Raw genomic sequence first — 25,735 nt, 5'->3', positions numbered from 1 at the left:
CCGACCCTCTCGGCCGAGTGCGCATGTCGTGCCAGTTCGCGAGCCTCGCAACGAGCGCGACATGCGCACTCGGCCGGATGGGAGGGGTGCGCCGGACGGCTCAGGTTCGGACGCGTCAGGCCGTGCGCAGGGCGACCGCGAGCGGCAGCTGCTTCAACGCGTCCTGGGCCGGCCCCTCACCCAGCGTGTCGATCAGGTCGGCGGCACGCTGGGCGAGGCCCTGCGTGTGCTCGCGGGCCTGCGCCACGGCTTGGTGCGCCCGCAGCAGACCGAGCGCCTCGGAGTGCAGTGCGTCATCGGTGAGGTCTGCCGAGAGCAGCTCGCGCAGGCGCGCATCGGCGGGGTCCTGCGAGCCACGGGCGTAGAGCACCGGCAGGGTGAGGACGCCCTCGCGCAGGTCGGTGCCCGGCGTCTTGCCCGACTCCTCCTCCTCGGAGGTGATGTCGAGGATGTCGTCCGACAGCTGGAAGACCATGCCGACCAGCTCGCCGTACTCACGCATGACCTCGATCGTCGAGTCGGGGCAGCCGCCGAACATCGCGCCGTAGCGCGCAGCCGTCGCGATCAGCACACCGGTCTTGTCGGCCAGCACCTGCAGGTAGTGCTGCATCGGGTCGGCGCCGGCGGGCGCCTGCTGGTCGTCCTGGATCTGACCGGCACACAGGCGTACGAAGGTCTGCGCCTGGATCAGCACCGCCTCGGCTCCGAGGCCGGCGACGATCTCCGACGCCTTGCCGAACAACAGGTCGCCCACGAGGATCGCGGTGGAGTTGTCGTAGACGGTGTTGGCGCTCGGGATGCCGTGGCGCACCTGCGCCTCGTCCATGACGTCGTCGTGGTAGAGCGAGGCCATGTGGGTGAGCTCGACGCCGGTCGCTGCATCGACGACCTGGTCGTTGCGCCCCGTGCCGAGCTCGGCCGCGAGCAGCGTGAGCATCGGCCGGAATCGCTTGCCGCCGTCGGCGAGGTGCGCCGACGCACGAGCGATGAACGGGTCGTCGTGGTCGATGACCTCACGCAGCCGCACGTCGACGGCCTTCAGCCCCTCGTCGAGGCGGGAGGTGAGCTCGCCCGATGCACCGGGCAGCGCCTTCAGCGCAGCAGCGGTCACGGCAGGAACAGCGAGGAGTCGTGGGCCAGGTCGAGCAGCGGCGACGGCACGATGCCGAGCAGCACGGTGGCTGCCACACAGATCGTGACGGCCGCGGCCGTCAGCACCGAAGGCCGCGCCACGACCGTGTCACCGGTCGGCTCGGAGAAGTACATGAGCACGATCACCCTCACATAGACGAACGCCGTCACGGCCGAGGCGAGCACACCGACCACCGCCAGCCACGTGCCGTCATGGGCGATCGCCGCACCGAACACCGCGAACTTGGCGGTGAAGCCCGACGTCAGCGGGATACCGGCGAAGGCCAGCATCAGGAACGAGATGGTGCCGGCAAGCACGGGACTGCTCTTGCCGAGACCCACCCACTGAGACAGGTGGGTCGCCTCCGACCCGGACGAACGCACCAGAGCGATCAGCGCGAACGCTGCGATGGTGGAAAAACCATAGGTCACGAGGTAGAACATCGTGCTCGACACCCCCGTGCGGTCCAGGGCGAGCACTCCGACCAGCACGAACCCGGCGTGGGTGATCGAGGAGTACGCCAGCAGTCGCTTCATGTCGGTCTGCGTCACCGACAGCACGGCCCCCACCACCATCGTGAGCGCCGCGATGACCGCGATCACGGGCTGCCAGTTCCAGCGCAGGCCCTCGAACGCGACGTACAGCACCCGCAGCAGCGCACCGAACGCGGCGACCTTGGTGCAGGCCGCCATGAACCCGGTGACCGGGGTCGGGGCGCCCTGGTAGACGTCGGGCGTCCAGGAGTGGAACGGCACCGCACCGACCTTGAACAGCAGGCCGACCGCGATGAGGATCACACCGGGCACGGCCAGGCTGTCGAGCCCGGCGACCTGCGGCACCGCCGCCGCGATCTCGCTGAAGCGCACCGACCCGGCGAAGCCGTAGACCAGCGCGGCTCCGAAGAGGAAGAACGCCGAGGAGAACGCGCCGAGCAGGAAGTACTTCAGCGAGGCCTCCTGCGACAGCAGGCGGCGTCGACGTGCGAGGCCGGTGAGGATGTACAGCGGCAGCGAGAGCACCTCGAGCGCGACGAACATGGTCAGCAGGTCACCCGCTGCCGGGAACATCATCATGCCGGTGACGGCGAACAGCACCAGTGGGAAGACCTCGGTGGAGGTGGCGCCCAGCCGGACCGCAGCGGCCTCCTGCGGCGAGCCCGGCACGGCCGACCCGGACTGGGTGAACGTGTCGGCCTCGCGCCCGTCGAGCCGCTCGGCCATCGCGAGGAGGGCGACCGCGCTCAGCACCAGGACGGTGCCCTGGAAGAACAGGGCGGGCCCGTCGACGACGATCGCGCCCGCAGCGGTCTTGGCCTGGTGCTCGCGGGAGTACAGGACGAGCACGAGGAACGCGGCGACCAGGCCCGCGAGCGTGAGCCCGAGCTGGATCCAGTACCGGGCGCGACGCGGCGCGAACGCCTCGACGAGGACTCCGACGAGCGCGACACCGAACACGATGAACATCGGCAGGACGGCGGCGTACTCGACCTTCGCCTGGACGAACTCAGCGGCAGGCACGCTGCTCAGCGCGGCGGTCACTTGGCACTCCCCTCAGCGGCGCCGACCGGGGTGTGGTCGGCGGCAGGTACGACGTCCGGCGTGGGATCGGTGACGCCCACGTGGTGCAGCGTGGTGCTGACCGCGGGGCGCAGCAGGTCCAGGGCCGGCTTCGGGAAGAACCCGAGGAACAGGAACGCCACGATGAGCGGCGCGGCGACAAGCTTCTCGCGCAGGCTGAGGTCGCGGACGTCGTCGCGGTCGGCCGGCTTGGGGCCGGTCATGACGTCCTTGTACATCAGCAGGATGTAGAGCGCAGCCAGGATCACGCCGAGGACGGCGAACACCGTCGCGACCTTGTACTTGTCGAACGTGCCTGCCATCACGAGGAACTCGGAGACGAAGGAATTCAGGCCGGGCAGGGACAGAGCCGACAGACCGGCGACCAGGAAGATGCCGGCCAGGGCGGGGGTGACCCGTTGCCAGCCGCCGTAGTCGCCGATGTTCTTGCTGCCGCGACGCGCGATGAGCATGCCGGCGAACAGGAACAGGGCGGCCGTGGTGAACCCGTGGTTGACCATGTAGAGCGTCGAGCCCAGGTGCGAGGTGCTGGTCATCGCGAAGATGCCGAGCACGATGAACCCGAAGTGGCTGACCGAGGTGTAGGCGATCAGACGCATCATGTCGGTCTGCCCGATGGCGACCAGTGCGGCGTACAGGATCGAGATGACCGCGAGCACGATGATCGCCGGCGTCGCCCACTTGGCGGCATCCGGGAACAGCTGCAGGCAGAAGCGGATCATCCCGAACGTGCCGACCTTGTCGAGGACGCCGACGAGCAGCACGGCGGTGGCCGGGCGCGCCTCGGTGGCGGCGTCGGGCAGCCAGGTGTGCACCGGCCACATCGGCGCCTTGACGGCGAACGCGAAGAAGAAACCGAGGAACAGCCAGCGCTCGGTGCCGGTCGAGATGTCGAGCCCGGTGAGGCGCGAGATCAGGAAGCCGTGCTCACCGCCCGGGCCCTGCGTGTAGAGAGCGATGACCGCGACGAGCATGATCAGCCCGCCGAGCAGCGAGAACAGCAGGAACTTCACCGCGGCGTACTGACGGTTGGCGCCGCCGAACGACCCGATCAGGAAGTAGACCGGGATCAGCATCGCCTCGAAGAAGACGTAGAACAGGAAGACGTCGGTGGCTGCGAAGACGCCGATCATGAAGGTCAGCAGCACCAGCATCAGCGCGTAGTAGGTCTGCTGTCGACGACCGGGCTCGGGCACGTCGTCCCACGCCGCCACCAGGCAGATCGGCACCAGCACCAGGCTCATCAGGATCAGGCTGAGCGCGATGCCGTCGACACCGAGGGCGTACGAGACCCCGAACTGCGTGATCCACGAGTGGGTCTCGGTGAGCTGGAACTGCGTGCCACCGCCGTCCCAGTCGAACTGGAACGCAGCCAGTACGCCGACCGCGAGGGTCGCGAGGGAGAACGCCAGCGCGAGCGGGCGGGCCAGGCGCGACAGGCCGGAGGGCAGGAAGCCCACGACCAGCGCACCGATCAGAGGAATGACCCCAAGGGTGGTCAACCAGGGGAAGTCGGACATCACTGCACCACCCACACGACACCGAGGACTGCGACGACGCCGAGCAGCATCGTCAGGGCATACGACCGGACATAGCCGTTCTGGATCTTCTTCAGGCGGGCCGAGCTGCCACTGATGGCAGCGGCCGTGCCGCCGACGGCACCGTCGACTCCCTTGTTGTCGGCGTAGACCAGCGCGCGGGTCAGGTGCAGACCGGGACGGGCGAAGACCGCCTCGTTGACGTCGTCCTGGAACAGGTCGCGGCGCGCTGCCTGGGTGGCGAGCGACCCGACGGGCGGGGCGATCGGCACCGGGTCGCGCCAGTACCGCATCCAGGCCAGCGCCACCCCGGCGACGACCAGCAGCATCGTGAGGCCGGTGATGAGCGGCACCGCCAGCACCGGCTCGTGGTGCTCGACGTGCCCGGTGATCGGCTCCAGCCAGTCGCTGATCACGCCGGTCGGGCCGAGGGCCAGACCGAGGAACGCCGACCCGATCGCCAGGATCATCATCGGCACCGTCATGGTCGCGGGCGACTCGTGCGGGTGGACGTCATCAGTCCAGCGGCGCTTACCGTGGAAGGTCATGAAGAACAGCCGCGACATGTAGAACGCGGTGATCCCCGCACCGATCAGCGCGGCGAGGCCGAACACCCACGGGCGCCAGCCCTCGCCGACGAACGCCGACTCGATGATCTTGTCCTTGGACCAGAAGCCGGACAGGCCGGGGAAGCCGATGATGGCGAGCCACCCGAGACCGAACGTGGCCCAGGTGATCTTCATGACCCCGGACAGCCCGCCGAAGCGGCGCATGTCGACCTGGTCGTTCATGCCGTGCATGACCGAACCCGCACCGAGGAACATGCCGGCCTTGAAGGAGCCGTGCGTGAGCAGGTGGAAGATCGCGAACGCGTAGCCGACCGGGCCGAGGCCGGCGGCCAGGACCATGTAGCCGATCTGCGACATGGTCGAGGCGGCGAGCGCCTTCTTCATGTCGTCCTTGGCGCAACCGACGATCGCTCCGAACAGCAGCGTGATCGCACCGACGATCGTCACGGCGAGGCGCGCGTCGGGCGCCCCGTCGAAGATCGCGCTGGAGCGCACGATCAGGTAGACGCCGGCGGTCACCATGGTGGCGGCGTGGATCAGTGCGGACACCGGCGTCGGGCCGGCCATCGCGTCACCCAGCCAGCTCTGCAGCGGGAACTGCGCCGACTTGCCGCAGGCGCCGACGAGCAGCAGCAGACCGATCGCGGTGAGGGCGCCCTCGGACGCACCGCCGACCGCGGCGTTGACCCCGGCGAAGTCGACCCGACCGAACGTCATGAACATCGCGAAGATCGCCAGCAGCATGCCGGCGTCACCGACACGGTTGACGACGAACGCCTTGTTGGCGGCCGTGGCGTACGCCGGGTTGTGGTTCCAGAACCCGATGAGCAGGTACGACGCCAGGCCCACGCCCTCCCAGCCGACGAACAGCAGCAGGTAGGAGTCGGCGAGCACCAGCAGCAGCATCGCCGCGATGAACAGGTTGAGGTAGGCGAAGAACCGGCGCTTGTCGGGGTCGTGCTCCATGTAGCCCAGGGAGTAGACGTGGATCAGCGACCCGACGAACGTGATCAGCATGACGAACGTCAGTGACAGCTGGTCGATCTGCAGACCGGCGTCGAGGTTGAACCCGCCGGCCGGGATCCACGAGTAGAGGTGCAGGTGCTGGGCCCGCTCCCCCTCGTCGCGGCCGAGCATCTCGACGATGGTCGCGACGCCGACACCGAAGCTGGCCCAGGCCAGACCGGTCGCGAGCGCGGGGCCGATCTTGTTGAGGGCCTTGCCGCCGAGCAGCAGGATCGCGGCGCCGGCGAGCGGCAGCGCGACCAGCAGCCAGGCGCTGGACGCCATGCCTGTGGCGTCGTGGACTCCACCGGTGGACTCCGCCACCAGCGAGGCAGCGGTACTCACGTGAGGCACGCCGGCTCCTTACAGCTTCAGCAGGTTGGCGTCGTCGACCGAGGCCGACCGGCGCGCACGGAAGATGGCCATGATGATGGCGAGGCCGACGACGACCTCGGCCGCCGCGACGACCATCACGAACAGGGCGATCACCTGGCCGTCGAGCTGCCCGTGCATCCGGGCGAACGTGACGAAGGCGAGGTTGGCGGCGTTGAGCATCAGCTCGATGCCCATGAAGACGATGATCGCGTTGCGGCGCAGCAGCACCGTGGCGGCGCCGATCGCGAACAGGATCGCCGACAGGTAGACGTAGTTGGTGAGGCTCACTGCTCGTGCCCCTTCTCGTCGTCGGTGCGCTCGGGCTCGTCAGCCGCGGGTACGACCGCCTCGCGCTCGCGCTCGAGGCCACTGGCGTCGCGGCGGCTCACGCCTGCCGGGGTGCCACCCGCGACGGTGTCGGTGCCGCTGCCGGGTGTGCGGTCGACGACGTCGTCTCCGGTCTCGTGCTCGAACTCGTCCGTGACCGTGGTGAGCGCGCCGGTCGTGCCGACCTGACCACGGGCCCGCAGCACCCGCGAGATCGACAGTTCGGCGGGCGAGCCGTCGGGCAGCAGAGCCGGGGTGTCGACGGCGTTGTGGCGGGCGTACACACCGGGCGCGGGAAGGCCGGCGACGTTCTCGCCCTTGCGGATGCGCTCACGCGACCAGTCGGCCTGGCTGGCCTTGGGGGTGAGCCGCTCACGGTGGGCGAGCACCATCGCGCCGAGCGCGGCGGTGATCAGCAGCGCGCTCGTGGCCTCGAACGCCCAGACGTAGTCGCCGAAGATCAGGCGTGCGACGCCGCTGACGTTGCCGTCCTCGTTGGCCTCCTGCAGACCGCGCGGCGCGCCGAAGGTCGCCTTGCCGATGCCGGCGAGGGTGATCGCGGCGAGACCGGCGGCCAGCAGCAGACCGGCCCAGCGCTGACCCTTGATCGTCTCGACGAGCGAGTCGGAGGAGTCGACGCCGACGAGCATGATGACGAACAGGAACAGCATCATCACGGCGCCGGAGTAGACGAAGATCTGGATGACGCCGAGGAACTCGGCCTGCTGGGTGATGTAGAAGACGCCCAGCACGATCATCGTCAGGGCCATGCCCATCGCGGCGTGCACCGCCTTGCGCGCGAACAGCAGCGCGAGGGCGCCGACCACCGCCAGCGGGCCCGCGATCCAGAAGAGTGCGGACTCCGCACCTCCGACGGTCATGCCGTGTCCTCTCGTCCGGCGGACTCCGCAGCGAGCTCGTGCTCGCGCTGCTGAGCCCAGGCCTCCTGCTCGGGCGTCGCCTGCGTGACCTTGCCCTGGTAGTAGTCGCGCTCCTCCATGCCGTCGACCATCGGGTGCGGCGCGGGGAGCATGCCGTTCTGCAGCGGCGCGAGCAGCTGGTCCTTGGTGAAGATCAGGTCGGCGCGGTTGTCGTCGGCGAGCTCGTACTCGTTGGTCATCGTGAGCGCCCGCGTGGGGCACGCCTCGATGCACAGCCCGCAGAAGATGCAGCGCAGGTAGTTGATCTGGTAGACGCGGCCGTAGCGCTCACCGGGTGAGAACCGCTGACCGTTGGCGTCGTCGTTGTCCGCGCCCTCGACGAGGATCGCGTCGGCCGGGCAGGCCCACGCGCACAGCTCGCAGCCGACGCACTTCTCCAGGCCGTCGGGGTGACGGTTGAGCTGGTGGCGTCCGTGGAAGCGCAGCTGGGTCGGCCGCTTGTCCTCGGGGTACTGCTCGGTCTCGATCTTGCGGAACATCGTCCCGAAGGTCACGCCGAAGCCGGCGACCTTCGAGAGCAGACCGGGCTCCTTGTCCTTGCTGGGCTTGTCAGCCACGGGGGTCCTCCGAACCTGAGTCGGTCACGGGTGCGTCGGGGGCGTCGTACGACGTGCTGGCGGCGGGGCGAGCCGCGGCCAGGGCCGGTGCGGGCTCGACCAGGCGCTGGCCGGGCAGGGGCGGCACCGGGTGGCCGCCCGCGAACGGGTCGACCTCGATGACGGGCTCCTGCGCCTCAGCGGCCTTGGCCTTCTTGACCTGCCGGTTGTCGTAGACCCAGGCGACGACGAGAACGAGCAGGGCGATGCAGGCGATCACGAAGAGCGTGGCGCGGGGGAACTCGCGGCCCAGCAGGCTGACCTTGCTGTCACCAAGGAAGCCCAGCTCGGCGGCCCGGACGAAGGCGACCATGACGACCCACACGAGCGTGGTCGGGATCAGGACCTTCCAGCCCAGGCGCATGAACTGGTCGTAACGGACGCGAGGCAGGGAGCCGCGCAGCCAGACGAAGAAGAACATGAACAGCCACAGCTTGATGAAGAACCAGAGCAGGCCCCACCAGCCGCCGTTGAGCATCCCGTCACCGATCCAGGCGATGCCGGGAGGTGCCGCCGGACCGCCGAGGAACAGCGTGGTCGCGAGCGCTGAGACGGTGAACATGTTGACGTACTCGCCGAGGAAGAACATCGCGAACTTCAGCGAGGAGTACTCGGTGTGGAAGCCACCGGTGAGCTCGCCCTCGCCCTCGGCGAGGTCGAACGGCAGCCGGTTGGTCTCGCCGACCATGGTGATGACGTAGATGATGAACGAGAAGAACGCCGGGATGATGTACCAGAGGTCGTTCTGCGCGAGCACGATCTGCGAGGTCGACATCGACCCGGCGTAGAGGAACACCGCGACCAGCGCGAGTCCCATCGCGATCTCGTACGAGATGACCTGGGCCGAGCTGCGCAGGCCGCCGAGCAGCGGGTAGGTCGAGCCGGACGACCAGCCGGCCAGCACGATGCCGTAGACACCGACACCGGCGACGGCCAGCACGAGCAGCGTCGCGACCGGGGTGTCGGTGAGCTGCAGGGGCGTCTTGTGCCCGAACATCCAGACGGTGCCGCCCATCGGGATGATCGCGAACGACACGAACGCCATCGCGCCCGCGATCGCCGGGGCCGCCCAGAACATGATCTTGTCGGCGGCCTTGGGGACGATGTCCTCCTTGAGCGCCAGCTTGATGCCGTCGGCCAGGGTCTGCAGCAGGCCGAACGGGCCCGCACGGTTGGGGCCGGGCCGCTGCTGCATACGACCGATCACGCGCCGCTCGAACCAGATGATCAGCAGCGTGTTGAGCAGGAGGATGACGAAGACCAGCAGAGCCTTGATCAGCGACAGCCACCACGGGGTGTCGCTGAAGTCGGCGGCCGGGTTGTCGGTGGTCGCCGGCAGGGCCGTCGAGTACGACGCGAGCGCGCTCACGACGTTCATGCGCTGATCTCCTTGTCGCTGGCTGCTGCGAGCTGCACGATCGCGCCGGCGTCGGCGCCCAGCGTGGTGCGCACGGTCGAGCCGGCCGAGTTGGTCGGCAGCCACACCACGTGGTCGGGCATCTCGGTCACGGCGACGGGCACCGTGATCGTGCCGGTCCGGGTCGACACCGCGAGCACCTCACCGTCACGCACGCCGGCTCCCTCAGCGGTCGCGGCCGACACGCGAGCGACCGCCGCGTGGGCCGTGCCGGCGAGGAACGGCTCGCCGGCCTGCATCCGGCCGCGGTCGAGCATCAGCGGCCAGGTCGCGAGGACTGCTTCGCCGACGAGCGGTCGCGGCAGCGCGCCGGCCGGGGTACGCGGACGCGCAGGGCGGGCGCCGGTCCACGGCCCGAGCTCAGCCATCTCGGCGCGGATCTCGGTGACGCTGCGGGTGCCGAGGAACTCGCCCATCTCACCGGCGAGCAGGTCGAGCACCCGGTGGTCGGGCATCGCCGTCGACTCCAGCGCCTGCTCGAACGGACGCACGCGCCCCTCCCAGCTGACGAACGAGCCGGCCTTCTCCTGCTGCGGCGCGATCGGCAGGACGACGTCGGCGTACGCCGGCACCTGGCCCTTGCGGATCTCCAGCGACACGACGAACGCCCGCTCGAGAGCGGCGGTCACGGCCTTCTGGTCGGGCAGGTCGGCGGGGTCGACGCCGGCGACGAGCAGGCCCGCGAGAGAACCGTCGCCGGCTGCCTTGAGGATGGCGTCGCCGTCGCGTCCGGGCTCGGCGGGCAGGTCGCTCGCTCCCCAGACCGTGCCGACCTGGCTGCGTGCGGCCGCGTCGGCGACCGGACGACCACCGGGCAGCAGGGTCGGCAGCGCGCCGACCTCGAGCGCACCGCGCTCACCGGCGCGCGAGGGCACCCACGCGACGCGAGCGCCCGTGCTCTCGGCGAGCGTCAGCACGGCGCTGAATCCGCCGGGCACGCTCGCGAGTCGGCTGCCGACGAGGATCAGGCTGCCCTGCTCCAGCGCCTTGCCGGCGTCGGCGAGCGGGCCCTCGCCCTGACCGAGGGCGGCCAGGACCTCGGCCTCGGTGCTCGGCGCGGTCGGCACGAGCGTGCCACCCATCTTGTCCAGGCCGCGGGTGGCGTACGGCGCCAGCGAGAAGATCTTGGCCTTGTTCTTGCGCCACGCCTTGCGCAGCCGCAGGAACAGGATCGGCGACTCCTCCTCGGGCTCCAGCGAGACCAGCAGGGTCGACGGCGCGGACTCGACGTCGGCGTACGTCACCGCACCCGCGTCGGGACCGGTGGCCACCACGGCGTGCGCGAGGAACTCCGCCTCCTCGGCCGAGTGCGGCCGAGCCCGGAAGTCGATGTCGTTGCTGCCGAGCACGAGACGGGTGAACTTGCTGTAGGCGTAGGCGTCCTCAGCGGTCAGCCGACCGCCGGTGAGGACGCCGACGCCGGCCGCGTCACGAGCGCGTGCGAGCCCGTCGGCGGCGGCCGCGATGGCCTCGGGCCAGCCCGCGACCTGCAGCGTGCCGTCGGCGTCGCGCACCAGCGGGGTGTCGAGGCGGTCCTTGGCGGTGGCGTAGGTGAACGCCCACCGGCCCTTGTCGCAGTTCCACTCCTCGTTGACGGCCGGGTCGTCCAGGGCCATGCGCCGCAGGACGACGCCGCGGCGGTGGTCGACGCGGATCGCGCAGCCGTCGGCGCAGTGCTCGCACACGCTCGGCGTGGAGACCAGGTCGAACGGACGCGAGCGGAAGCGGTACGCGGCACCGGTCAGCGCGCCAACCGGGCAGATCTGGACGGTGTTGCCCGAGAAGTAGGACTCGAACGGCTGCTCCTCGTAGATGCCGACCTGCTGCAGCGCACCACGCTCGATGAGCGCGATGAACGGATCACCGGCGACCTGGTCGGAGAACCGGGTGCAGCGGGCGCACAGCACGCAGCGCTCGCGGTCGAGCAGCACCTGCGAGGAGATGCTGATCGGCTTGGGGAACGTGCGCTTGACGTCCTCGAAGCGCGACACCTCACGACCGTTGGACAGGGCCTGGTTCTGCAGGGGGCACTCGCCGCCCTTGTCGCAGACCGGGCAGTCCAGCGGGTGGTTGATGAGCAGCAGCTCCATGACGCCGTGCTGGGCCTTGTCGGCGACCGTGGAGGTCTGCTGGGTCTTGACCTCCATGCCGTCGGCGACCTCCATCGTGCAGGAGGCCTGAGGCTTGGGCATGGGCTTCATCGAGCCGTCGGGAGCCTTGGTGGCGACCTCGACGAGGCACTGCCGGCACGCGCCGACCGGCTCCAGGAGGGGGTGGTCGCAGAAGCGCGGGATCTGGATGCCGACCTGCTCGGCGGCGCGGATGACCAGCGTGCCCTTGGGGACGCTGACCTGTACGCCGTCGACCGTCAGGGTGATGTCGTCGGGCCTGGCCTCGGGGACCTGGGCGTCGCCCCCGGACGAGACGGCGTTGCCGCCTGCGGAGGGTGAGGTCACGGTGCTCATGCGCGGACGGTCTCCTTCGCGTGAACGGGGTAGAGCACGGACTTCTCGGGCGGGAACAGCTCCCACCAGGGCTGGGTCATGCCGGCCTCGAACTCCGAGCGGAAGTACTTGACGGCCGACGTGATCGGCGAGGTCGCGCCGTCGCCGAGCGCGCAGAAGCTGCGGCCGAGGATGTTGTCGCAGACGTCGACGAGCTTGTCGATGTCGTCCTGGGTGCCCTGCCCGTGCTCGAGGCGGGTCATGATCTGCTTCAGCCAGAAGGTGCCCTCGCGGCACGGCGTGCACTTGCCGCACGACTCGTGGGCGTAGAAGTCGGTCCAGCGCGACACGGCTCGTACGACGGACACGGTCTCGTCGAAGATCTGCAGCGCCCGGGTGCCGAGCATCGACCCGGCAGCGGCCACCGACTCGAAGTCGAGCGGCACGTCCCAGTGCTCGTCGGTGAAGATCGGCGTCGAGCTGCCGCCCGGCGTCCAGAACTTCAGCCGGTGCCCCTCGCGGATGCCACCTGCCATGTCGACCAGCTCGCGCAGCGTGATACCGAGCGGTGCTTCGTACTGGCCCGGACGGGTGACGTGACCCGACAGGCTGAAGATGCCGAAGCCCTGTGACTTCTCGGTGCCCATGCCGGAGAACCAGTCGGCGCCGTGCAGCAGGATCGGCGGGATCGACGCGATCGACTCGACGTTGTTGACCACGGTCGGGCGGGCGTACAGACCGGCGACGGCCGGGAACGGCGGCTTGAGCCTCGGCTGTCCGCGACGACCCTCGAGGCTGTCGAGCAGCGCGGTCTCCTCACCGCAGATGTACGCTCCCGCGCCGGCGTGGACGGTGACGTCCAGGTCGAAGCCCGAGCCGTGGATGTTCTTGCCGAGGTGACCGGCGGCGTACGCCTCCTCGACCGCTCGCAGCAGCCGGCGGTAGACGTGCAGCACCTCACCGCGCACGTAGATGAACGCGTGGTTGCAGCCGATGGCGTAGGAGGTGATCGCCACACCCTCGATGAGGAACTGCGGCGCCGCCATCATGAGTGGGATGTCCTTGCAGGTGCCCGGCTCGGACTCGTCGGCGTTGACGACGAGGTAGCGCGGGCCGCCGTCCGGCTTGGGCAGGAAGCCCCACTTCATGCCGGTCGGGAAGCCGGCGCCGCCACGGCCGCGCAGACCGGAGTCCTTGGCCATCTGGACCAGGTCCTCGGCCTTCATCGCGAGGGCCTTGGTGAGGGCCTGGTAGCCCTCGTGCTGCTCGTACGTCGCGAGCGTCCAGCTCTCGGGGGCGTCCCAGAACTTCGTGAGGACGGGCATCAGATCGGTCACGACTGCTGCTCCTTCGGCTCCTCGGCCGCGGGCTCGGCCGCCGCCGGTGTCCGGGTGAACTGCTGCTCACCCGAAGCGATGCGCAGCCCCTGCAGCGACGCCGCACCCGCGCCGACTCCCTCGTCGGCGCGGCCGTCGGTGAAGCCCGCGAGCACGCGCGACATCTGCTTGAACCCGCACACCGAGGCCGCGCCGCGGGTGGGCCGCACCTCGCGACCGGCGCGCAGGTCGTCGACCAGCTGCACGGTCGACTCGGGCGTCTGGTGGTCGAAGAACTCCCAGTTGGCCATGACGACCGGGGCGTAGTCGCACGCGGCGTTGCACTCGATGCGCTCGAGCGTGACCTTGCCGTCGTCGGTGGTCTCGTCGTGGCCGATGCCGAGGTGCTCGCTCACGGTGTCCCAGATCAGGTCACCGCCCATCACCGCGCACAGCGTGTTGGTGCAGACGCCGACGGTGTAGTCGCCGTTGGGGTGGCGTTTGTACTGGGTGTAGAACGTCGCGACGCCGCTGACCTCGGCCTCGGTGAGGTCGAGCTGCTCGGCGCAGAACTGCACGCCGCGCCCGGTGACGTAGCCGTCGACGCTCTGGATCAGGTGCAGCATCGGCAGCAGTGCCGACCGCTTCTGCGGGTAGCGGCCGATGATCTCCTGCGCGTCCTGGCGGAGCGCTGCCAGCGTCTCATCGGAGTAGGGCTCGGCGCTGGCGTGCAGCGGGGTCTGGACGTGCAGGGGTCCGTGCTCGTCGCTCATCGGTCCACGCCTCCCATCACGGGGTCGATGCTCGCGACCGCGACGATGACGTCGGCGACCGCGCCGCCCTCGGACATCGCGGCCGTGGCCTGCAGGTTGTTGAAGCTCGGGTCGCGGAAGTGCGCGCGGTAGGGGCGCGTCCCGCCGTCGGACACCACGTGGCAGCCGAGCTCGCCCTTGGGGCTCTCGATGGCGGCGTACGCCTGACCGGGCGGCACCCGGAAGCCCTCGGTCACCAGCTTGAAGTGGTGGATGAGCGACTCCATCGACTCGCCCATGATCTGGCGGATGTGGTCGAGGCTGTTGCCCTGACCGTCGCTGCCGACAGCCAGCTGAGCCGGCCAGGCGATCTTCTTGTCGGCGACCATCACCGGGCCGGGCGTGGCGTCGAGCCGCTCGATGGCCTGCTCGACGATCTTGAGCGACTCGTGCATCTCGTGGATGCGGATGCGAAGTCGGCCGTACGCGTCGCAGGTGTCCTCGACCGGCACGTCGAAGTCGTAGGTCTCGTAGCCGCAGTACGGGTCGGTCTTGCGCAGGTCGTGCGGGTGGCCCGTCGAGCGCAGCACCGGACCGGTCACACCGAGCGCAATGCACCCGGTGAGGTCGAGGTAGCCGACGTCGACCGTGCGGCCCTTGAGGATGGGGTTCTCGAGCAGCAGAGACTCGAGCTCGCCAATTCCCTTGCGCAGCAACGGAATCGTCTCGCGGACCTGGTCGATGCAGCCGGCGGGCAGGTCCTGCGCGACGCCGCCCGGACGGATGTAGGCGTTGTTCATGCGCAAGCCCGTCACGGCCTCGAAGATGCGCAGGATGCGCTCGCGCTCCCGGAAGCCGACCGTCATGACCGTGGTCGCACCCATCTCCATGCCACCGGTGGCCAGGCACACCAGGTGGGAGGTGATGCGGTTGAGCTCCATCATCAGCACCCGGATCGTCTGAGCGCGCTCAGGGATCTGGTCGGTGATGCCGAGCGCCTTCTCGACCGCCATGCAGAACGCCGCCTCGTTGAACAGCGGCATGACGTAGTCCATGCGCGTGCAGAACGTCACGCCCTGCGTCCAGGTGCGGTACTCCATGTTCTTCTCGATGCCCGTATGCAGGTAGCCGATGCCTGCACGGGCCTCGGTGACGGTCTCGCCGTCGAGCTCGAGGATGAGCCGGAGCACGCCGTGCGTCGACGGGTGCTGCGGGCCCATGTTGACGACGATGCGCTCCTCGTGGAGTGCAGCCGCCTCCTCGGCGACGTCGTCCCAGTCGCCGCCGAAGGCGTTGAGGACCGGTGCGTCACCGGCATCACCCGGAGTCGCCGCTCCGAAAACGTCTTCTGGCCGCGCTCCTCCTCCGGTCGAGCTCGCAGGCTCACTCGATCCGGCATCGTCGCGACGGGTGTCGTTGTCTGTCGTGGGCGTTGCCATCAGGAGTACGACCTCCGCTCGTCCGCCGGGGGAACGGTGGCGCCCTTGTACTCCACCGGGATCCCGCCGAGCGGGTAGTCCTTGCGTTGCGGGTGGCCCGGCCAGTCGTCGGGCATCAGGATGCGCGTGAGAGCCGGGTGCCCGTCGAACTCGATGCCGAACATGTCCCAGGTCTCGCGCTCGTGCCAGTCGATGCCCGGGTAGACCGCGACGACCGACGGGATGTGCCGGTCGCTGTCGGGGCACGTCACCTCGAGGCGAACCCGCCGGCTGCCGTGCGTGATCGAGAGCAGGTGGTAGACCGCGTGCAGCTCGGCGCCGGTCTCCTGCGGGTAGTGGACGCCGGAGACACCCGTGCACATCTCGTAGCGCAGGCTCGGTTCGTCGCGCAGCGCGCGGGCGACGCCGACCAGGTGCTCACGGCGTACGAAGAGGGTCAGCTCGCCGCGGTCGACGACCACCCGCTCGACCGCCTCGTCGTACGACGGTCCGCCGGCGCGCTGCAGCGCCGCACCGAGGTCGTCGGTGACCTGGTCGAAGTGGCCGCCGTAGGGCTTGGGCGAGGCGCCGGGGAACAGGATCGGCTTGCGCAGACCGCCGTAACCGGTGGTGTCGTTGCCGAGCGAGGAGCCGAACATGCCCTGCCGCTCACCGACCTGGACGGCCTCGACGTCGCCGTGCTCCTGCGGGAGCACCGCGCCCTCCTGGGCGGCCTCGGTCACCGACTTCTCGGGAGCATCTGCCGGCTCCTTGACCGGGCCGGTCGCCGGGTCGCCGGCGACGGCCTTGTCCTTGACGGTGTCGGGCTCACCCTTGGCGTCGGTGGCCGGCGTGTCGGCAGGCTTCTGCTCATCGGCCTTGGTCTCGGGCTTGTCGTCGCTCATGCGAGCAACCCCTTCATCGCGTGCGTCGGCGTCGCCTCGAGCGCAGCCTTCTCGGCGGCGCGAGCGGCCTCGACCCGGTTGACACCGAGCTTGCTGTTCTGGATCTGGTCGTGCAGCGTCAGGATCGCGTTGAGCAGCATCTGCGGGCGCGGCGGGCAGCCCGGCAGGTAGACGTCGACCGGGATGACGTGGTCGACGCCCTGCACGATCGCGTAGTTGTTGAACATGCCGCCCGAGCTGGCGCACACACCCATCGAGATGACCCACTTGGGCTCGGGCATCTGGTCGTAGACCTGGCGCACGACGGGAGCCATCTTCTGGCTGACGCGGCCGGCCACGATCATCAGGTCGGCCTGGCGCGGCGTGGCGCTGAAGCGCTCCATACCGAAGCGCGCGATGTCGTAGTCGGGCGTGCCGACGGCCATCATCTCGATCGCGCAGCACGCGAGACCGAACGTCGCCGGCCACACCGAGCTCTTGCGCATGTAGCCCGCGACCTGCTCGACCGTGCTCAGCATGAAGCCCGCGGGGAGCTTCTCCTCGATACCCATGTCAGTGGCCCCTTCCGAAGGTCATGAGGCTCAGTCCCATTCCAGGCCGCCGCGGCGCCAGACGTAGGCGTAGGCGACGAACACGGTGATGATGAACAGCACCATCTCGACGAGCGCGAACAGGCCCATCTGCTCGAACGCGACCGCGAACGGGTAGAGGAAGACCGACTCGATGTCGAAGATGATGAAGAGCATCGCGGTCAGGTAGTACTTGATCGGGACCCGACCGCCGCCCTCGGCGTGCGGGCTCGGCTGGATGCCGCACTCGTACGCCTCGAGCTTGGCGCGGTTGTAGCGCCGGGGGCCGGCGAGCGCCCCGGCCACCACGGAGAACACCGCGAAGAACGCGCCGATGCCGGCGAAGAAGAGCAGGGGTGCGTAGGAGTAGGACGTCAGCCCGTTCATGCCACAGGCTCCTTCCGTACGCCGACGGGGCGCGTACTCGTCGTGACGTTATCCATCTCGTCGTCAGGCCGCAGGCGCAATGCGGGACAAGGCGTTGAACAGCCGGTCGCCGGCCGAACCGCCGTGCGGCTCGGAGAGGTTGGCCATCACCTTGAGCGCGTAACGCATCATGGTCTCGCGGGGCAGGCCGTACTTGACCGCGAGCTTCATGACCTCGGGGTTGCCGATGACCTTCGCGAACCCGCGGCCGATCGTGTAGTAGCCGCCGAGGGCGTTCTTCATCACGCCGGGGTAACCCTGCAGGACACGCTCGCGGCCCGCGTCGTCGGCACGGGCGAACGCCTGGGCGACCACCTCGGCGGCCAGCCGGCCGGACTCCATGGCGTAGGCGATGCCCTCGCCGTTGAACGGGTTGACCATGCCGCCGGCGTCACCGACGAGCAGCAGGCCGTCGGCGTAGTGCGGCTGGCGGTTGAAGCCCATCGGCAGAGCGGCGCCGCGGATGTCGCCGATCATCGTCTCGTCGTTGTAGGTCCACTCCTGCGGCATCGTCGCGACCCACTGACGCATGACGTCCTTGTAGTCGGTCTTGCCGAACGCGCTGGAGGTGTTGAGGATGCCGAGGCCGACGTTGCTGGTGCCGTCGCCGACCCCGAAGATCCAGCCGTAGCCGGGCAGCAGGACGTCCTTGCCGTCCTTGTCCTTGGACCACAGCTCCAGCCACGACTCCAGGTAGTCGTCGTCGTGGCGCGGGCTCGTGTAGTACGTGCGGACGGCGACGCCCATCGGGCGGTCCTCACGCTTGGTGCGGCCCATGGCGAGCGACAGGCGCGAGGAGTTGCCGTCGGCGGCGATGACCAGGGGCGCGGCGTACGTCATCGTCTTGCCGGTGGCGCGCCCGTTGTCGTCCATCTCCTTGGCGGTGACACCGGTGATGCGCCCGGTCTTGTCGTCACGGACGGCGCCGGAGACGTTGGTGCGCTCGCGCAGTCGCACACCGTGCTTGACCGCGTGCTTGGCCAGGATGTCGTCGAAGTCCTGGCGAGTGCGGACCAGGCCGTACGGAGGGAACGTCGACAGGTCGGGCCAGTCGAGCTGCAGCCGCATGCCGCCACCGATGATGCGCAGACCCTTGTTGCGGATCCAGCCGTCCTCCTCGGGCGTCGGGATGCCCAGGGTGATCAGCTCGCGCACCGCGCGCGGGGTCAGACCGTCACCGCAGACCTTCTCGCGCGGGAAGGAGGTCTTCTCCAGGAGGAGGACGTCCAGGCCGGCCATCGCGAGGTAGGCGGCAGTGGCCGAACCTCCGGGACCGGCGCCGACGACGATGACGTCGGCGGACTCGTCAGAGGCCGTTTCGGGCGTGTGCTGGCTCACGTTCGCGTCCTTGCGCTTGTGATTCACTTCACGAACTCGACCACTCTAGGCCCGTCCGCCAGCGGCACCCTAGTGAGGGAGACCTAAGTCGAGACGAAGATCACATTCAGCCCTTGACGGCGCGGTGCAGCGCGACGATTCCGTTGCTCAGGTTGCGCCACTCGGGGGCGCTCCAGCCGGCCGTACGCAGGTGCGCGGCCAGGCCCTCCTGGTCGGGCCAGGACTGGATCGACTCGGCCAGGTAGACGTACGACTCGGCGTTGGAGCCGACCCTGCGCGCGATCTGTGGGAGCGACTTCATGAGGTACTCGCTGTAGACCTTGCGGAACGCCGGGTTGGTGGGCGTCGAGAACTCGCAGATGACCACGCGCCCGCCCGGCCGGGTGACCCGCTGGAACTCCGCGAGCGCCGCGACCGGGTCGACCACGTTGCGCAGGCCGAACGACATGGTGACCGCGTCGAACGACGCGTCCGCGAACGGCAGCCGCATCGCATCGGCGGCGGTGAACGACAGCTCGGGGTACTGCTTCTTGCCCTGCCGCAGCATGCCCAGGGAGAAGTCGGCCGGGACGACGTGGACACCGCCCTGCGCGAACGGGCGGCTGCTCGTCCCCGTGCCCGCCGCGATGTCCAGGACCGTGTCGCCGGGTCGCGCACCCACCGCGTCCAGCACGAGCCGGCGCCACCGACGGTCCTGCCCCAGGGACAGCACGTCGTTGGTGAGGTCGTAGCGCGCGGCCACGTCGTCGAACATGCGGGCGACGTCCTGGGGGCGCTTGTCGAGGCTGGCGCGGTTCATGGGCGCCATCCTCCCCCACCCCGGCTGTGCACCGGCCATGACGTCGCTGTGCCCCACCTTCGGGTGATCGAGGCCTCGTCCGACCGCACCTCGGCGGGAGGCCGGACACATCGACGTCCTTTAGTCTGTCGCCTCGTGACCTCCGAACCGGCGGGCCCTCCGTCATCCGTCCCCGTGCTGGTCGCGCGCACCTCTGCGGTCGCCGACCCGGGTCAGCTGATCGCGCTGCTGCCCGACGACCAGCACCCCAGCGACCTCATGTCGTGGTTGCGCGAGGGGGACGGCATGGTCGGCTGGGGGCGCGCCGCGTCGATCAGCACCAACGGACCGACCCGCTTCGACGACGCCGCCGCCTGGTGGCGTGACATCTCCGCGCGCGCGGTCGTGCGTGACGACGTACGCCGACCCGGCACCGGCCCGGTCGCCTTCGGCTCGTTCGCCTTCCGCAGCACCTCGGCCTCCGGTGCGACCCTCGTCGTCCCCGAGGTCGTCGTCGGCCGCCGCGACGGCATCGCCTGGGTGACCACCGTCAGCGTCGCGGGCAACCTCCCCCAGCAGCCCGAGCTGCGCACGCCGCCGTGCCCGGAGTCCCCGGTCGGCCTGCAGCTCACCGACGGTGCCCTCACCGGTGCGCAGTGGTCGGACGCCGTGGATGCGGCCGTCCAGCGCATCCGCGCCGGCGAGGTCGACAAGGTCGTGCTCGCCCGCGACGTCGAGGTCCGCGCCGACAGCGACCTCGACGCACGCTGGCTGCTCGGCCGTCTCGCGTCGAGCTATGCCAACACCTGGACGTTCAGCGTCGACGGCCTCGTCGGCGCGACGCCCGAGATGCTCGTCCGCCGAGAGAAGGGCCTGGTGCACTCGCGCATCCTGGCCGGCACCATCCGGCGTACGGGCGACGACGAGCACGACCTCGCACTGGCCGCCAAGCTCGCGCGCTCGTCCAAGGACCTCGAGGAGCACGAGTACGCCGTGCGCTCGGTCGCCGAGGCGCTGAGCCCGCACTGCCAGTCGATGAACGTGCCCGAGGCGCCGTTCGTGCTGCACCTTCCCAACGTGATGCACCTCGCCACCGACGTGGCCGGCGTCCTCACCGACGAGGCCACCTCGCTCACCCTCGCGCAGTCGTTGCACCCGTCGGCCGCCGTGTGCGGCACACCCACGGCCCAGGCCGCCGAGGTCATCGACGAGCTCGAGCAGATGGACCGCGGGCGCTACGCCGGGCCTGTCGGATGGATGGACACCAAGGGCGACGGCGAGTGGGGCATCGCGCTGCGCTGCGGCCAGATCGACGGCGAAAACCCTTCTCGCATACGGCTTTTCGCCGGTTGCGGCATCGTCGCGGGTTCCGACCCGGCCGCCGAGCTGGCCGAGTCCGAGGCCAAGCTGCTCCCGATGAGGCACGCCCTCGGTCACGAGTGACATGGCGCGGCTGCTCGTCCTGCACCACTCCCCCACACCGCTCACCCGATCGCTGCTCGACGCCGTCCTCGAAGGCGCGCGCGACGACGCGATCGACGGCGTCGAGGTCCGTGTGGTCGCCGCACTCGACGCCACGGTCGAGGACTTCCTCACCGCCGACGGCTACCTCCTCGGCACCACCGCCAACTTCGGCTACATGTCCGGTGCACTCAAGCACGCGTTCGACTCGACGTACGACGACGTGCGCGGCAAGGTGAGCGGCCGCCCCTTCTCGTTCTGGATCCACGGGCGCTCGGACACGACCGGCGCCCGGCGTTCGGTCGAGTCGATCACCACCGGCCTGGAGTGGAGGCTGGCCGCCGAACCCGTCGAGGCCCTGCGCGCGGTCGCTCCGGCCGAGCGTGAGCAGTTCGTCGAGCTGGGCGGCACGCTGGCCGCCCTCCTGATGGACGCCTGACCGGCGACGAGCGAAACCGGTTGCCCACGACCCGCCCCGAGGTCGACGCTGGAGCCATGAGCGACGTACGGGTGGGGCCCGCCGATGACGCCGACCGCTACCTGAGCACCGATCTGCTCGTGTGGTTCGACGAGCCACCCACCGAGCCGACCGAACGTGTGCTGGACGGCATCCCCGAGGACGGCCGGTTCGCGGCGCACGTCGACGACGCCGACGAGCGCTGGTACGCCGGCGTCTACCCCCTCACCCTGACCGTGCCCGGACCGCGGAAGTCGTTGCGGCAGCTGCCTGTTGCCGGTCTGACCTGGGTCGGCGTCCACCCCGACGAACGCCGCCGTGGCGTGCTCACCGCGATGCTGCACGACCACTTCGAGCGCACGCGTGACGGCGACTGGTCGGGGCTGTCGGTGCTGCACGCGAGCGAGCCGGCGATCTACGGTCGGCACGGTTACGGCATCGCTTCGTGGGAGACGCGCCTGACGCTGTCGCGCGGCGCGACGCTCACGGCGCCCGGTCTCGACGAGGCGGCCTCGGCGATCCGTACCCGTCTGACCAACGCGTCCGACGAGGGCATCGGCGAGCGCCTGCGCCAGGTCGCCCTCCGGGTCGGTGCCACGCACCTGGGGGCTGTCGTCCGTGAGCGAGCGCTCTACGACCAGTTCGCCCGAGACAACGCCCAGAGCATCCGTGACCGTGAGCCGCAGCGCTTCCTGTTCGCCCAGCTCGACGGCGAGGACGTCGGCTACGCGTGGTTCCGGCGTACACCCAAGTGGGACGACGACCAGCCGCAGGGCACCGTCGCGGTCATCGAGATGGTCGGTACGCCGGCCGCCGAGCTCGCGCTGCTGCGCCGCCTGGTCGACCTCGACCTCACGACGTCGGTCAAGGTGAGAGGCCGGTCGGTCGACGACCGGATCGTCGCCTGGGTCGGCTCACCACGCACGGTGCTCGGCGGCGTCACGGACAGCCTGTGGGTGCGCCTGGTCGACCTGCCGAAGGCACTGACCGCTCGGGGTTACGCGGCGGCCTGCGACGTGGTGCTCGACGTCGACGACGCCCGGGCACCGTGGAACTCCGGCCGGTGGCGCCTGACGGTCGACGACGACGGCGCCGCGACGGTCGAACGCACCGATGCCGACGCCGACGTGCGGCTGAGCACCCAGACCCTCGCGTCGGCGTACCTCGGCGCGAGAAGCCTTGTCGCACAACGAGACTCGGGCCTGCTCACCGAGCTGCGGGCGGGCGCCACCGACGAGCTCGACGCTGCTCTCCGGACCCTGGTGGCGCCGGTGGGTGCGGTCGGGTTCTAGGCGAGTGCCGCCGCGGCTGCGTCCTTGAGCTGCTGGCGCAGGTCGCGCTGGTTGTCGCGCGGGATCGGCACCTCGACGACGTGCAGTCCGGGCGACGGCGTCATGATGCGTTCGACCAGCCGGTCGCGGTGGGTGACCCGTTCGTGCTCGACGTCGTGAGCGGCGCACAGGTCGGCGATCCGCGTGCCGGTCGGCGTCGAGAACACCCGCTCCAACGCGTCCGACAGCTCGGCACGGCCTTGCTCGAGCGTGCCGAAGATGCCGCCGCCGTCGTCGTTGACCACCACGATGGTGAGGTCGGGCACCGGCTCGTGCGGCCCGATGAGCAGCCCGTTGGCGTCGTGCAGGAAGGTCAGGTCGCCCATCAGCGCGACGTTGGCCTGGCCCGGCCGCGACAGCGCCATGCCCACCGCTGAGCTGACCACGCCGTCGATACCTGCGAGACCGCGGTTGGCGACCGACACCACGTCGCGGGCGATGCGCTGCGGGTCGCGACCGAGGTCGAGGTCGCGCACCGAGTTGGACGACCCGATGTAGAGGCCGCCTCCGGCCGGCAGGTTGTGGGCGACCGTCGCCGCGACCGACAGGCCCGAGGGCCAGGAGCCGTCGACGACAGCATCTGCGGCCACGCCGATGCCCGACGCGGCCTTGCGCCAGGCCGCCGCCCACGAGCGGTCGACGCAGCCGGCGACGGCCGAGTGGCTGCGCTCGATGTCGGCCCAGTCGTGGACGCGGCGTACGACGTGGACGGCGTCGGCCCACGACGTGAGCGGGGTGACGACCTCGACCGTGACGTCCGGGTGCTGCAGCAGCCGGTTGACGTCGCGAGAGAGGGTGAGGCGTCCGCCGATCAGCACGCGCTCGGGACGGTGCTCGTCCAGCCAGTCGTAGGCACCGAGCATGAGCGGGCCGTGCGGGCTCACCCGTCCACGGTGATAGCGGCCGAACGGCTCGGCGAGCATCGGCCAGCCGGCCGCCGCCGCCAGCTCGGCGAGCTCACCGCCCTGGGCCGGGTCCGGGAGGTCACCGAGGATCACGAGCGTGCGAGGCACCGGTGCGATGCCCGGGCCGGTGACCGCCGGCGGGTGGCTGTGCGGGGCACGCAGGGCCAGCCACGGCTGCCCCTGCTCACGGCCGTCGAGGCCCTCGGGCCACGGCTCGCCGTCGTCCGTCGGCACCAGCGGGTCGCGCAGCGGGATGTTGAGGTGCACCGGGCCCGGATCGCCGCTCGGCAGACCGCGGCTCTCGGCGATCGCCCGACCGACGAGACTGCGCCAGGTGCCGTTCTGACCGACGCGGCGCTCCGGGGTCGCCGTCTCGTGGAACCAGCGCGTCGCGCGCCCGAACAGCTTGACCTGGTCGGTCGTCTGGTTGGCGCCCGTGCCGCGCAGCTCAGCGGGCCGGTCGGCGGTGATGACGACCATCGGCACACTGGCCTGGCTCGCCTCGAGCACGGCCGGGTAGAGGTTGGCCACAGCCGTGCCGCTGGTCGTGATGACCGGCACCGGCACCCGGCTGACCTTGGCCAGCCCGAGCGCGGTGAACGCTGCGGACCGCTCATCGACCCGCACGTGCAGCCGCAGACGTCCGTCGCGGTCGGCCTCGTGCACGGCGTACGCGAACGGCGCCGACCGTGATCCCGGGCAGAGCACCACGTCGGTGACTCCGTGCCGGATCAGCTCATCGACGATCACGGTGGCCAGCGCGAGCGAGGGGTTCACTCAGCCATCCTGCACCACGGGTGCGAGAAGATCGGCGGGTGCCTCACCTCATCCACGCCCGACGTCTGCTCACCGGCTCAGCCGACTCGCCCACCCGTGAGGGGTGGGTCCGCATCGACGACGGCCGGGTCGTCGAGCTCGGTGAGGGTGCGCCGGCCGCGAGGGCCGACGTGACCTTGACGGACGGCTGGCTCGCACCGGCGTACGTCGACATCCACTGCCACGGCGGTGGCGGCGGCGACTTCACGTCTGCCGATGCCGAGTCGGTCCGCGCCGCGGCGACCTTCCACGAGCGTCACGGCACCGGTTCGCTGCTGGCGTCACTGGTCACCGCGCCGGTCGACGCACTGTGCGAGCAGCTCGCGGTCGTCGCTGACGTCGTCGAGACGGGCGACACGATCATCCGCGGCTCGCACCTCGAAGGTCCTTTCCTGTCGGCGGCCCGCTGCGGCGCCCAGAACCCGGCGTACCTCACCGACCCCGACCTCGACGGGTTCGCCCGGATGGTCGAGGCGGCGCGCGGCACGCTGCGGATGATCACGGTGGCACCCGAGCGCCCCGGCTCGGGCGAGCTGATCGATGCGGCGCGGGCGGCCGGGGTCGCCGTGGCGGTCGGGCACACCGACGGCACGTACGACGCGTGCACGGCTGCGTTCGCCCGCGGCGCCACGGTCGCGACGCACCTGTTCAACGGCATGCGGCCCCTGCACCACCGCGAGCCCGGCCCGATCGGCGCGAGCCTCGACGCACGCGCGTGGGTCGAGCTGATCAACGACGGTATCCACCTGCACCCGGCCACGTTGCGCACGGTGCTCGCGGCGCGTCCCGACCGCGCTGTGCTGATCACCGACGCGATCGCTGCCTCCGGTGTCCCCGACGGCCAGTACGAGCTCGGCGGCCTCGCGGCCACGGTCGCCGACGGTGCCGCCCGGCTGACGGACGGCGGGTCGCTCGCGGGCAGCACGCTCACGATGGACGAGGCCGTACGCCGTGCGGTCGAGGCCGGCGTCGACGTCTCGCTCGCGGTCGCCGCCGCCACCTCGCACCCGGCCACCGCGGTCGGCCTGACCGGACGGGGTCGCATCGAGGTCGGCGCCGCGGCGAACCTCGTGCACATCGCCGATGACCTCACGAAGACGGCCTTCTCATCGCCTCACGGTCACGCGGAGGCCTGACGCACGCTGCGACGCGAAGGCATTCAGGCCGACAGGGGTGTCCGAAACTTGCGCAACGAGGTTGCGGGAGTCCGCAACCTCGTTGCGCTTGTCTCACCACCCCCTGTCGACCTCACGTGCGCGGTCAGGTCCACCTTCTGGGGCCCCGGTTGTCCACATCCCCGCTACCCAGGCGCCGAGAACCGTTGCCGTTGTGGACAACTCGC

22 protein-coding genes are annotated in these 25,735 nt (G+C 70.2%); 4 read left to right on the top strand and 18 right to left on the bottom strand.

Annotated elements, in window-relative coordinates; genetic code table 11:
- Nucleotides 1-115 precede the first annotated feature (115 nt).
- The 17 genes from VV01_RS02645 to VV01_RS02565 all read right to left on the bottom strand — a co-directional run bounded on the left by VV01_RS02645 (nt 116) and on the right by VV01_RS02565 (nt 19,444).
- Nucleotides 116-1,111: a polyprenyl synthetase family protein gene (locus VV01_RS02645; RefSeq protein WP_050668532.1), complete on the bottom strand. Its 996-nt coding sequence runs from the start codon at nt 1,109-1,111 to the stop codon at nt 116-118.
- Nucleotides 1,108-2,670 carry an NADH-quinone oxidoreductase subunit NuoN gene (gene nuoN, locus VV01_RS02640; RefSeq protein WP_050668531.1) on the bottom strand — a complete coding sequence of 521 codons (1,563 nt, stop codon included), beginning with the start codon at nt 2,668-2,670 and terminating at the stop codon, nt 1,108-1,110. Before nuoN ends, VV01_RS02645 begins: the two co-directional genes overlap by 4 nt.
- A complete protein-coding gene (locus tag VV01_RS02635; RefSeq protein ID WP_050671678.1) occupies nt 2,667-4,229 on the bottom strand; it encodes an NADH-quinone oxidoreductase subunit M in 1,563 nt (520 codons plus the stop codon). Before VV01_RS02635 ends, nuoN begins: the two co-directional genes overlap by 4 nt.
- On the bottom strand, nt 4,229-6,106 hold the full coding sequence (gene nuoL, locus VV01_RS02630) for an NADH-quinone oxidoreductase subunit L (RefSeq protein ID WP_082221154.1): 1,878 nt from the start codon (nt 6,104-6,106) through the stop codon (nt 4,229-4,231). The genes VV01_RS02635 and nuoL overlap by 1 nt, the downstream gene beginning before the upstream one ends.
- Before the next feature lie 78 nt (nt 6,107-6,184).
- Nucleotides 6,185-6,484: an NADH-quinone oxidoreductase subunit NuoK gene (gene nuoK / locus VV01_RS02625; RefSeq protein WP_050668530.1), complete on the bottom strand. Its 300-nt coding sequence runs from the start codon at nt 6,482-6,484 to the stop codon at nt 6,185-6,187.
- Nucleotides 6,481-7,404 carry an NADH-quinone oxidoreductase subunit J gene (locus tag VV01_RS02620; RefSeq protein ID WP_050668529.1) on the bottom strand — a complete coding sequence of 308 codons (924 nt, stop codon included), beginning with the start codon at nt 7,402-7,404 and terminating at the stop codon, nt 6,481-6,483. Before VV01_RS02620 ends, nuoK begins: the two co-directional genes overlap by 4 nt.
- Nucleotides 7,401-8,021 (bottom strand): NADH-quinone oxidoreductase subunit NuoI, encoded by a 621-nt coding sequence (gene nuoI, locus VV01_RS02615; protein WP_050668528.1) that lies wholly within the window; start codon nt 8,019-8,021, stop codon nt 7,401-7,403. The genes VV01_RS02620 and nuoI overlap by 4 nt, the downstream gene beginning before the upstream one ends.
- A complete protein-coding gene (nuoH, locus tag VV01_RS02610) occupies nt 8,014-9,438 on the bottom strand; it encodes an NADH-quinone oxidoreductase subunit NuoH (protein WP_050668527.1) in 1,425 nt (474 codons plus the stop codon). The genes nuoI and nuoH overlap by 8 nt, the downstream gene beginning before the upstream one ends.
- Nucleotides 9,435-11,942 (bottom strand): NADH-quinone oxidoreductase subunit G, encoded by a 2,508-nt coding sequence (locus VV01_RS02605; protein WP_050668526.1) that lies wholly within the window; start codon nt 11,940-11,942, stop codon nt 9,435-9,437. Before VV01_RS02605 ends, nuoH begins: the two co-directional genes overlap by 4 nt.
- Nucleotides 11,939-13,246, bottom strand: coding sequence for an NADH-quinone oxidoreductase subunit NuoF (gene nuoF / locus VV01_RS02600; protein ID WP_082221153.1), 1,308 nt, complete (start codon nt 13,244-13,246; stop codon nt 11,939-11,941). The genes VV01_RS02605 and nuoF overlap by 4 nt, the downstream gene beginning before the upstream one ends.
- An 8-nt stretch (nt 13,247-13,254) precedes the next feature.
- Nucleotides 13,255-14,010, bottom strand: coding sequence for an NADH-quinone oxidoreductase subunit NuoE (gene nuoE, locus VV01_RS02595; protein WP_050668524.1), 756 nt, complete (start codon nt 14,008-14,010; stop codon nt 13,255-13,257).
- Nucleotides 14,007-15,428, bottom strand: coding sequence for an NADH-quinone oxidoreductase subunit D (locus VV01_RS02590; protein ID WP_050668523.1), 1,422 nt, complete (start codon nt 15,426-15,428; stop codon nt 14,007-14,009). The genes nuoE and VV01_RS02590 overlap by 4 nt, the downstream gene beginning before the upstream one ends.
- Nucleotides 15,428-16,312 carry an NADH-quinone oxidoreductase subunit C gene (locus tag VV01_RS02585; RefSeq protein WP_082220795.1) on the bottom strand — a complete coding sequence of 295 codons (885 nt, stop codon included), beginning with the start codon at nt 16,310-16,312 and terminating at the stop codon, nt 15,428-15,430. The genes VV01_RS02590 and VV01_RS02585 overlap by 1 nt, the downstream gene beginning before the upstream one ends.
- The gene (locus tag VV01_RS02580) at nt 16,309-16,863 is read right to left on the bottom strand and encodes a NuoB/complex I 20 kDa subunit family protein (protein WP_050668522.1); all 555 of its coding nucleotides are present in this window, start codon (nt 16,861-16,863) and stop codon (nt 16,309-16,311) included. Before VV01_RS02580 ends, VV01_RS02585 begins: the two co-directional genes overlap by 4 nt.
- 30 nt (nt 16,864-16,893) lie before the next feature.
- Entirely contained in the window at nt 16,894-17,268 is a 375-nt protein-coding gene (locus VV01_RS02575) for an NADH-quinone oxidoreductase subunit A (protein WP_050668521.1), read from the bottom strand.
- A gap of 63 nt (nt 17,269-17,331) precedes the next feature.
- On the bottom strand, nt 17,332-18,645 hold the full coding sequence (locus tag VV01_RS02570; RefSeq protein WP_050671675.1) for a geranylgeranyl reductase family protein: 1,314 nt from the start codon (nt 18,643-18,645) through the stop codon (nt 17,332-17,334).
- Between the two features lie 106 nt (nt 18,646-18,751).
- Nucleotides 18,752-19,444 carry a demethylmenaquinone methyltransferase gene (locus VV01_RS02565; RefSeq protein WP_050668520.1) on the bottom strand — a complete coding sequence of 231 codons (693 nt, stop codon included), beginning with the start codon at nt 19,442-19,444 and terminating at the stop codon, nt 18,752-18,754.
- Nucleotides 19,445-19,579: 135 nt separating this feature from the next.
- On the opposite strand from VV01_RS02565, the gene VV01_RS02560 reads away from it, so the two are divergent.
- The 3 genes from VV01_RS02560 to VV01_RS02550 are packed head-to-tail and all read left to right on the top strand — an operon-like array spanning nt 19,580 to nt 22,633.
- Nucleotides 19,580-20,866: an isochorismate synthase gene (locus VV01_RS02560; RefSeq protein WP_050668519.1), complete on the top strand. Its 1,287-nt coding sequence runs from the start codon at nt 19,580-19,582 to the stop codon at nt 20,864-20,866.
- A gap of 1 nt (nt 20,867) precedes the next feature.
- Nucleotides 20,868-21,323 (top strand): flavodoxin family protein, encoded by a 456-nt coding sequence (locus VV01_RS02555; RefSeq protein WP_050668518.1) that lies wholly within the window; start codon nt 20,868-20,870, stop codon nt 21,321-21,323.
- 56 nt (nt 21,324-21,379) lie between these two features.
- The gene (locus tag VV01_RS02550) at nt 21,380-22,633 is read left to right on the top strand and encodes a GNAT family N-acetyltransferase (RefSeq protein WP_050668517.1); all 1,254 of its coding nucleotides are present in this window, start codon (nt 21,380-21,382) and stop codon (nt 22,631-22,633) included.
- Here the strand turns inward: VV01_RS02550 and menD are convergent.
- Nucleotides 22,630-24,354: a 2-succinyl-5-enolpyruvyl-6-hydroxy-3-cyclohexene-1-carboxylic-acid synthase gene (gene menD / locus VV01_RS02545; protein WP_050668516.1), complete on the bottom strand. Its 1,725-nt coding sequence runs from the start codon at nt 24,352-24,354 to the stop codon at nt 22,630-22,632. The genes VV01_RS02550 and menD overlap by 4 nt on opposite strands.
- Before the next feature lie 38 nt (nt 24,355-24,392).
- Between menD and nagA the strand changes: the two genes are divergently transcribed.
- Entirely contained in the window at nt 24,393-25,529 is a 1,137-nt protein-coding gene (gene nagA, locus VV01_RS02540) for an N-acetylglucosamine-6-phosphate deacetylase (protein ID WP_197274978.1), read from the top strand.
- The last annotated feature ends 206 nt before the right edge of the window (nt 25,530-25,735 follow it).

This window comes from Luteipulveratus halotolerans (assembly GCF_001247745.1).
GTDB classification, from domain to species: Bacteria; Actinomycetota; Actinomycetes; order Actinomycetales; family Dermatophilaceae; genus Luteipulveratus; species Luteipulveratus halotolerans.
This window is presented reverse-complemented; position numbering and strand designations above follow the sequence as displayed.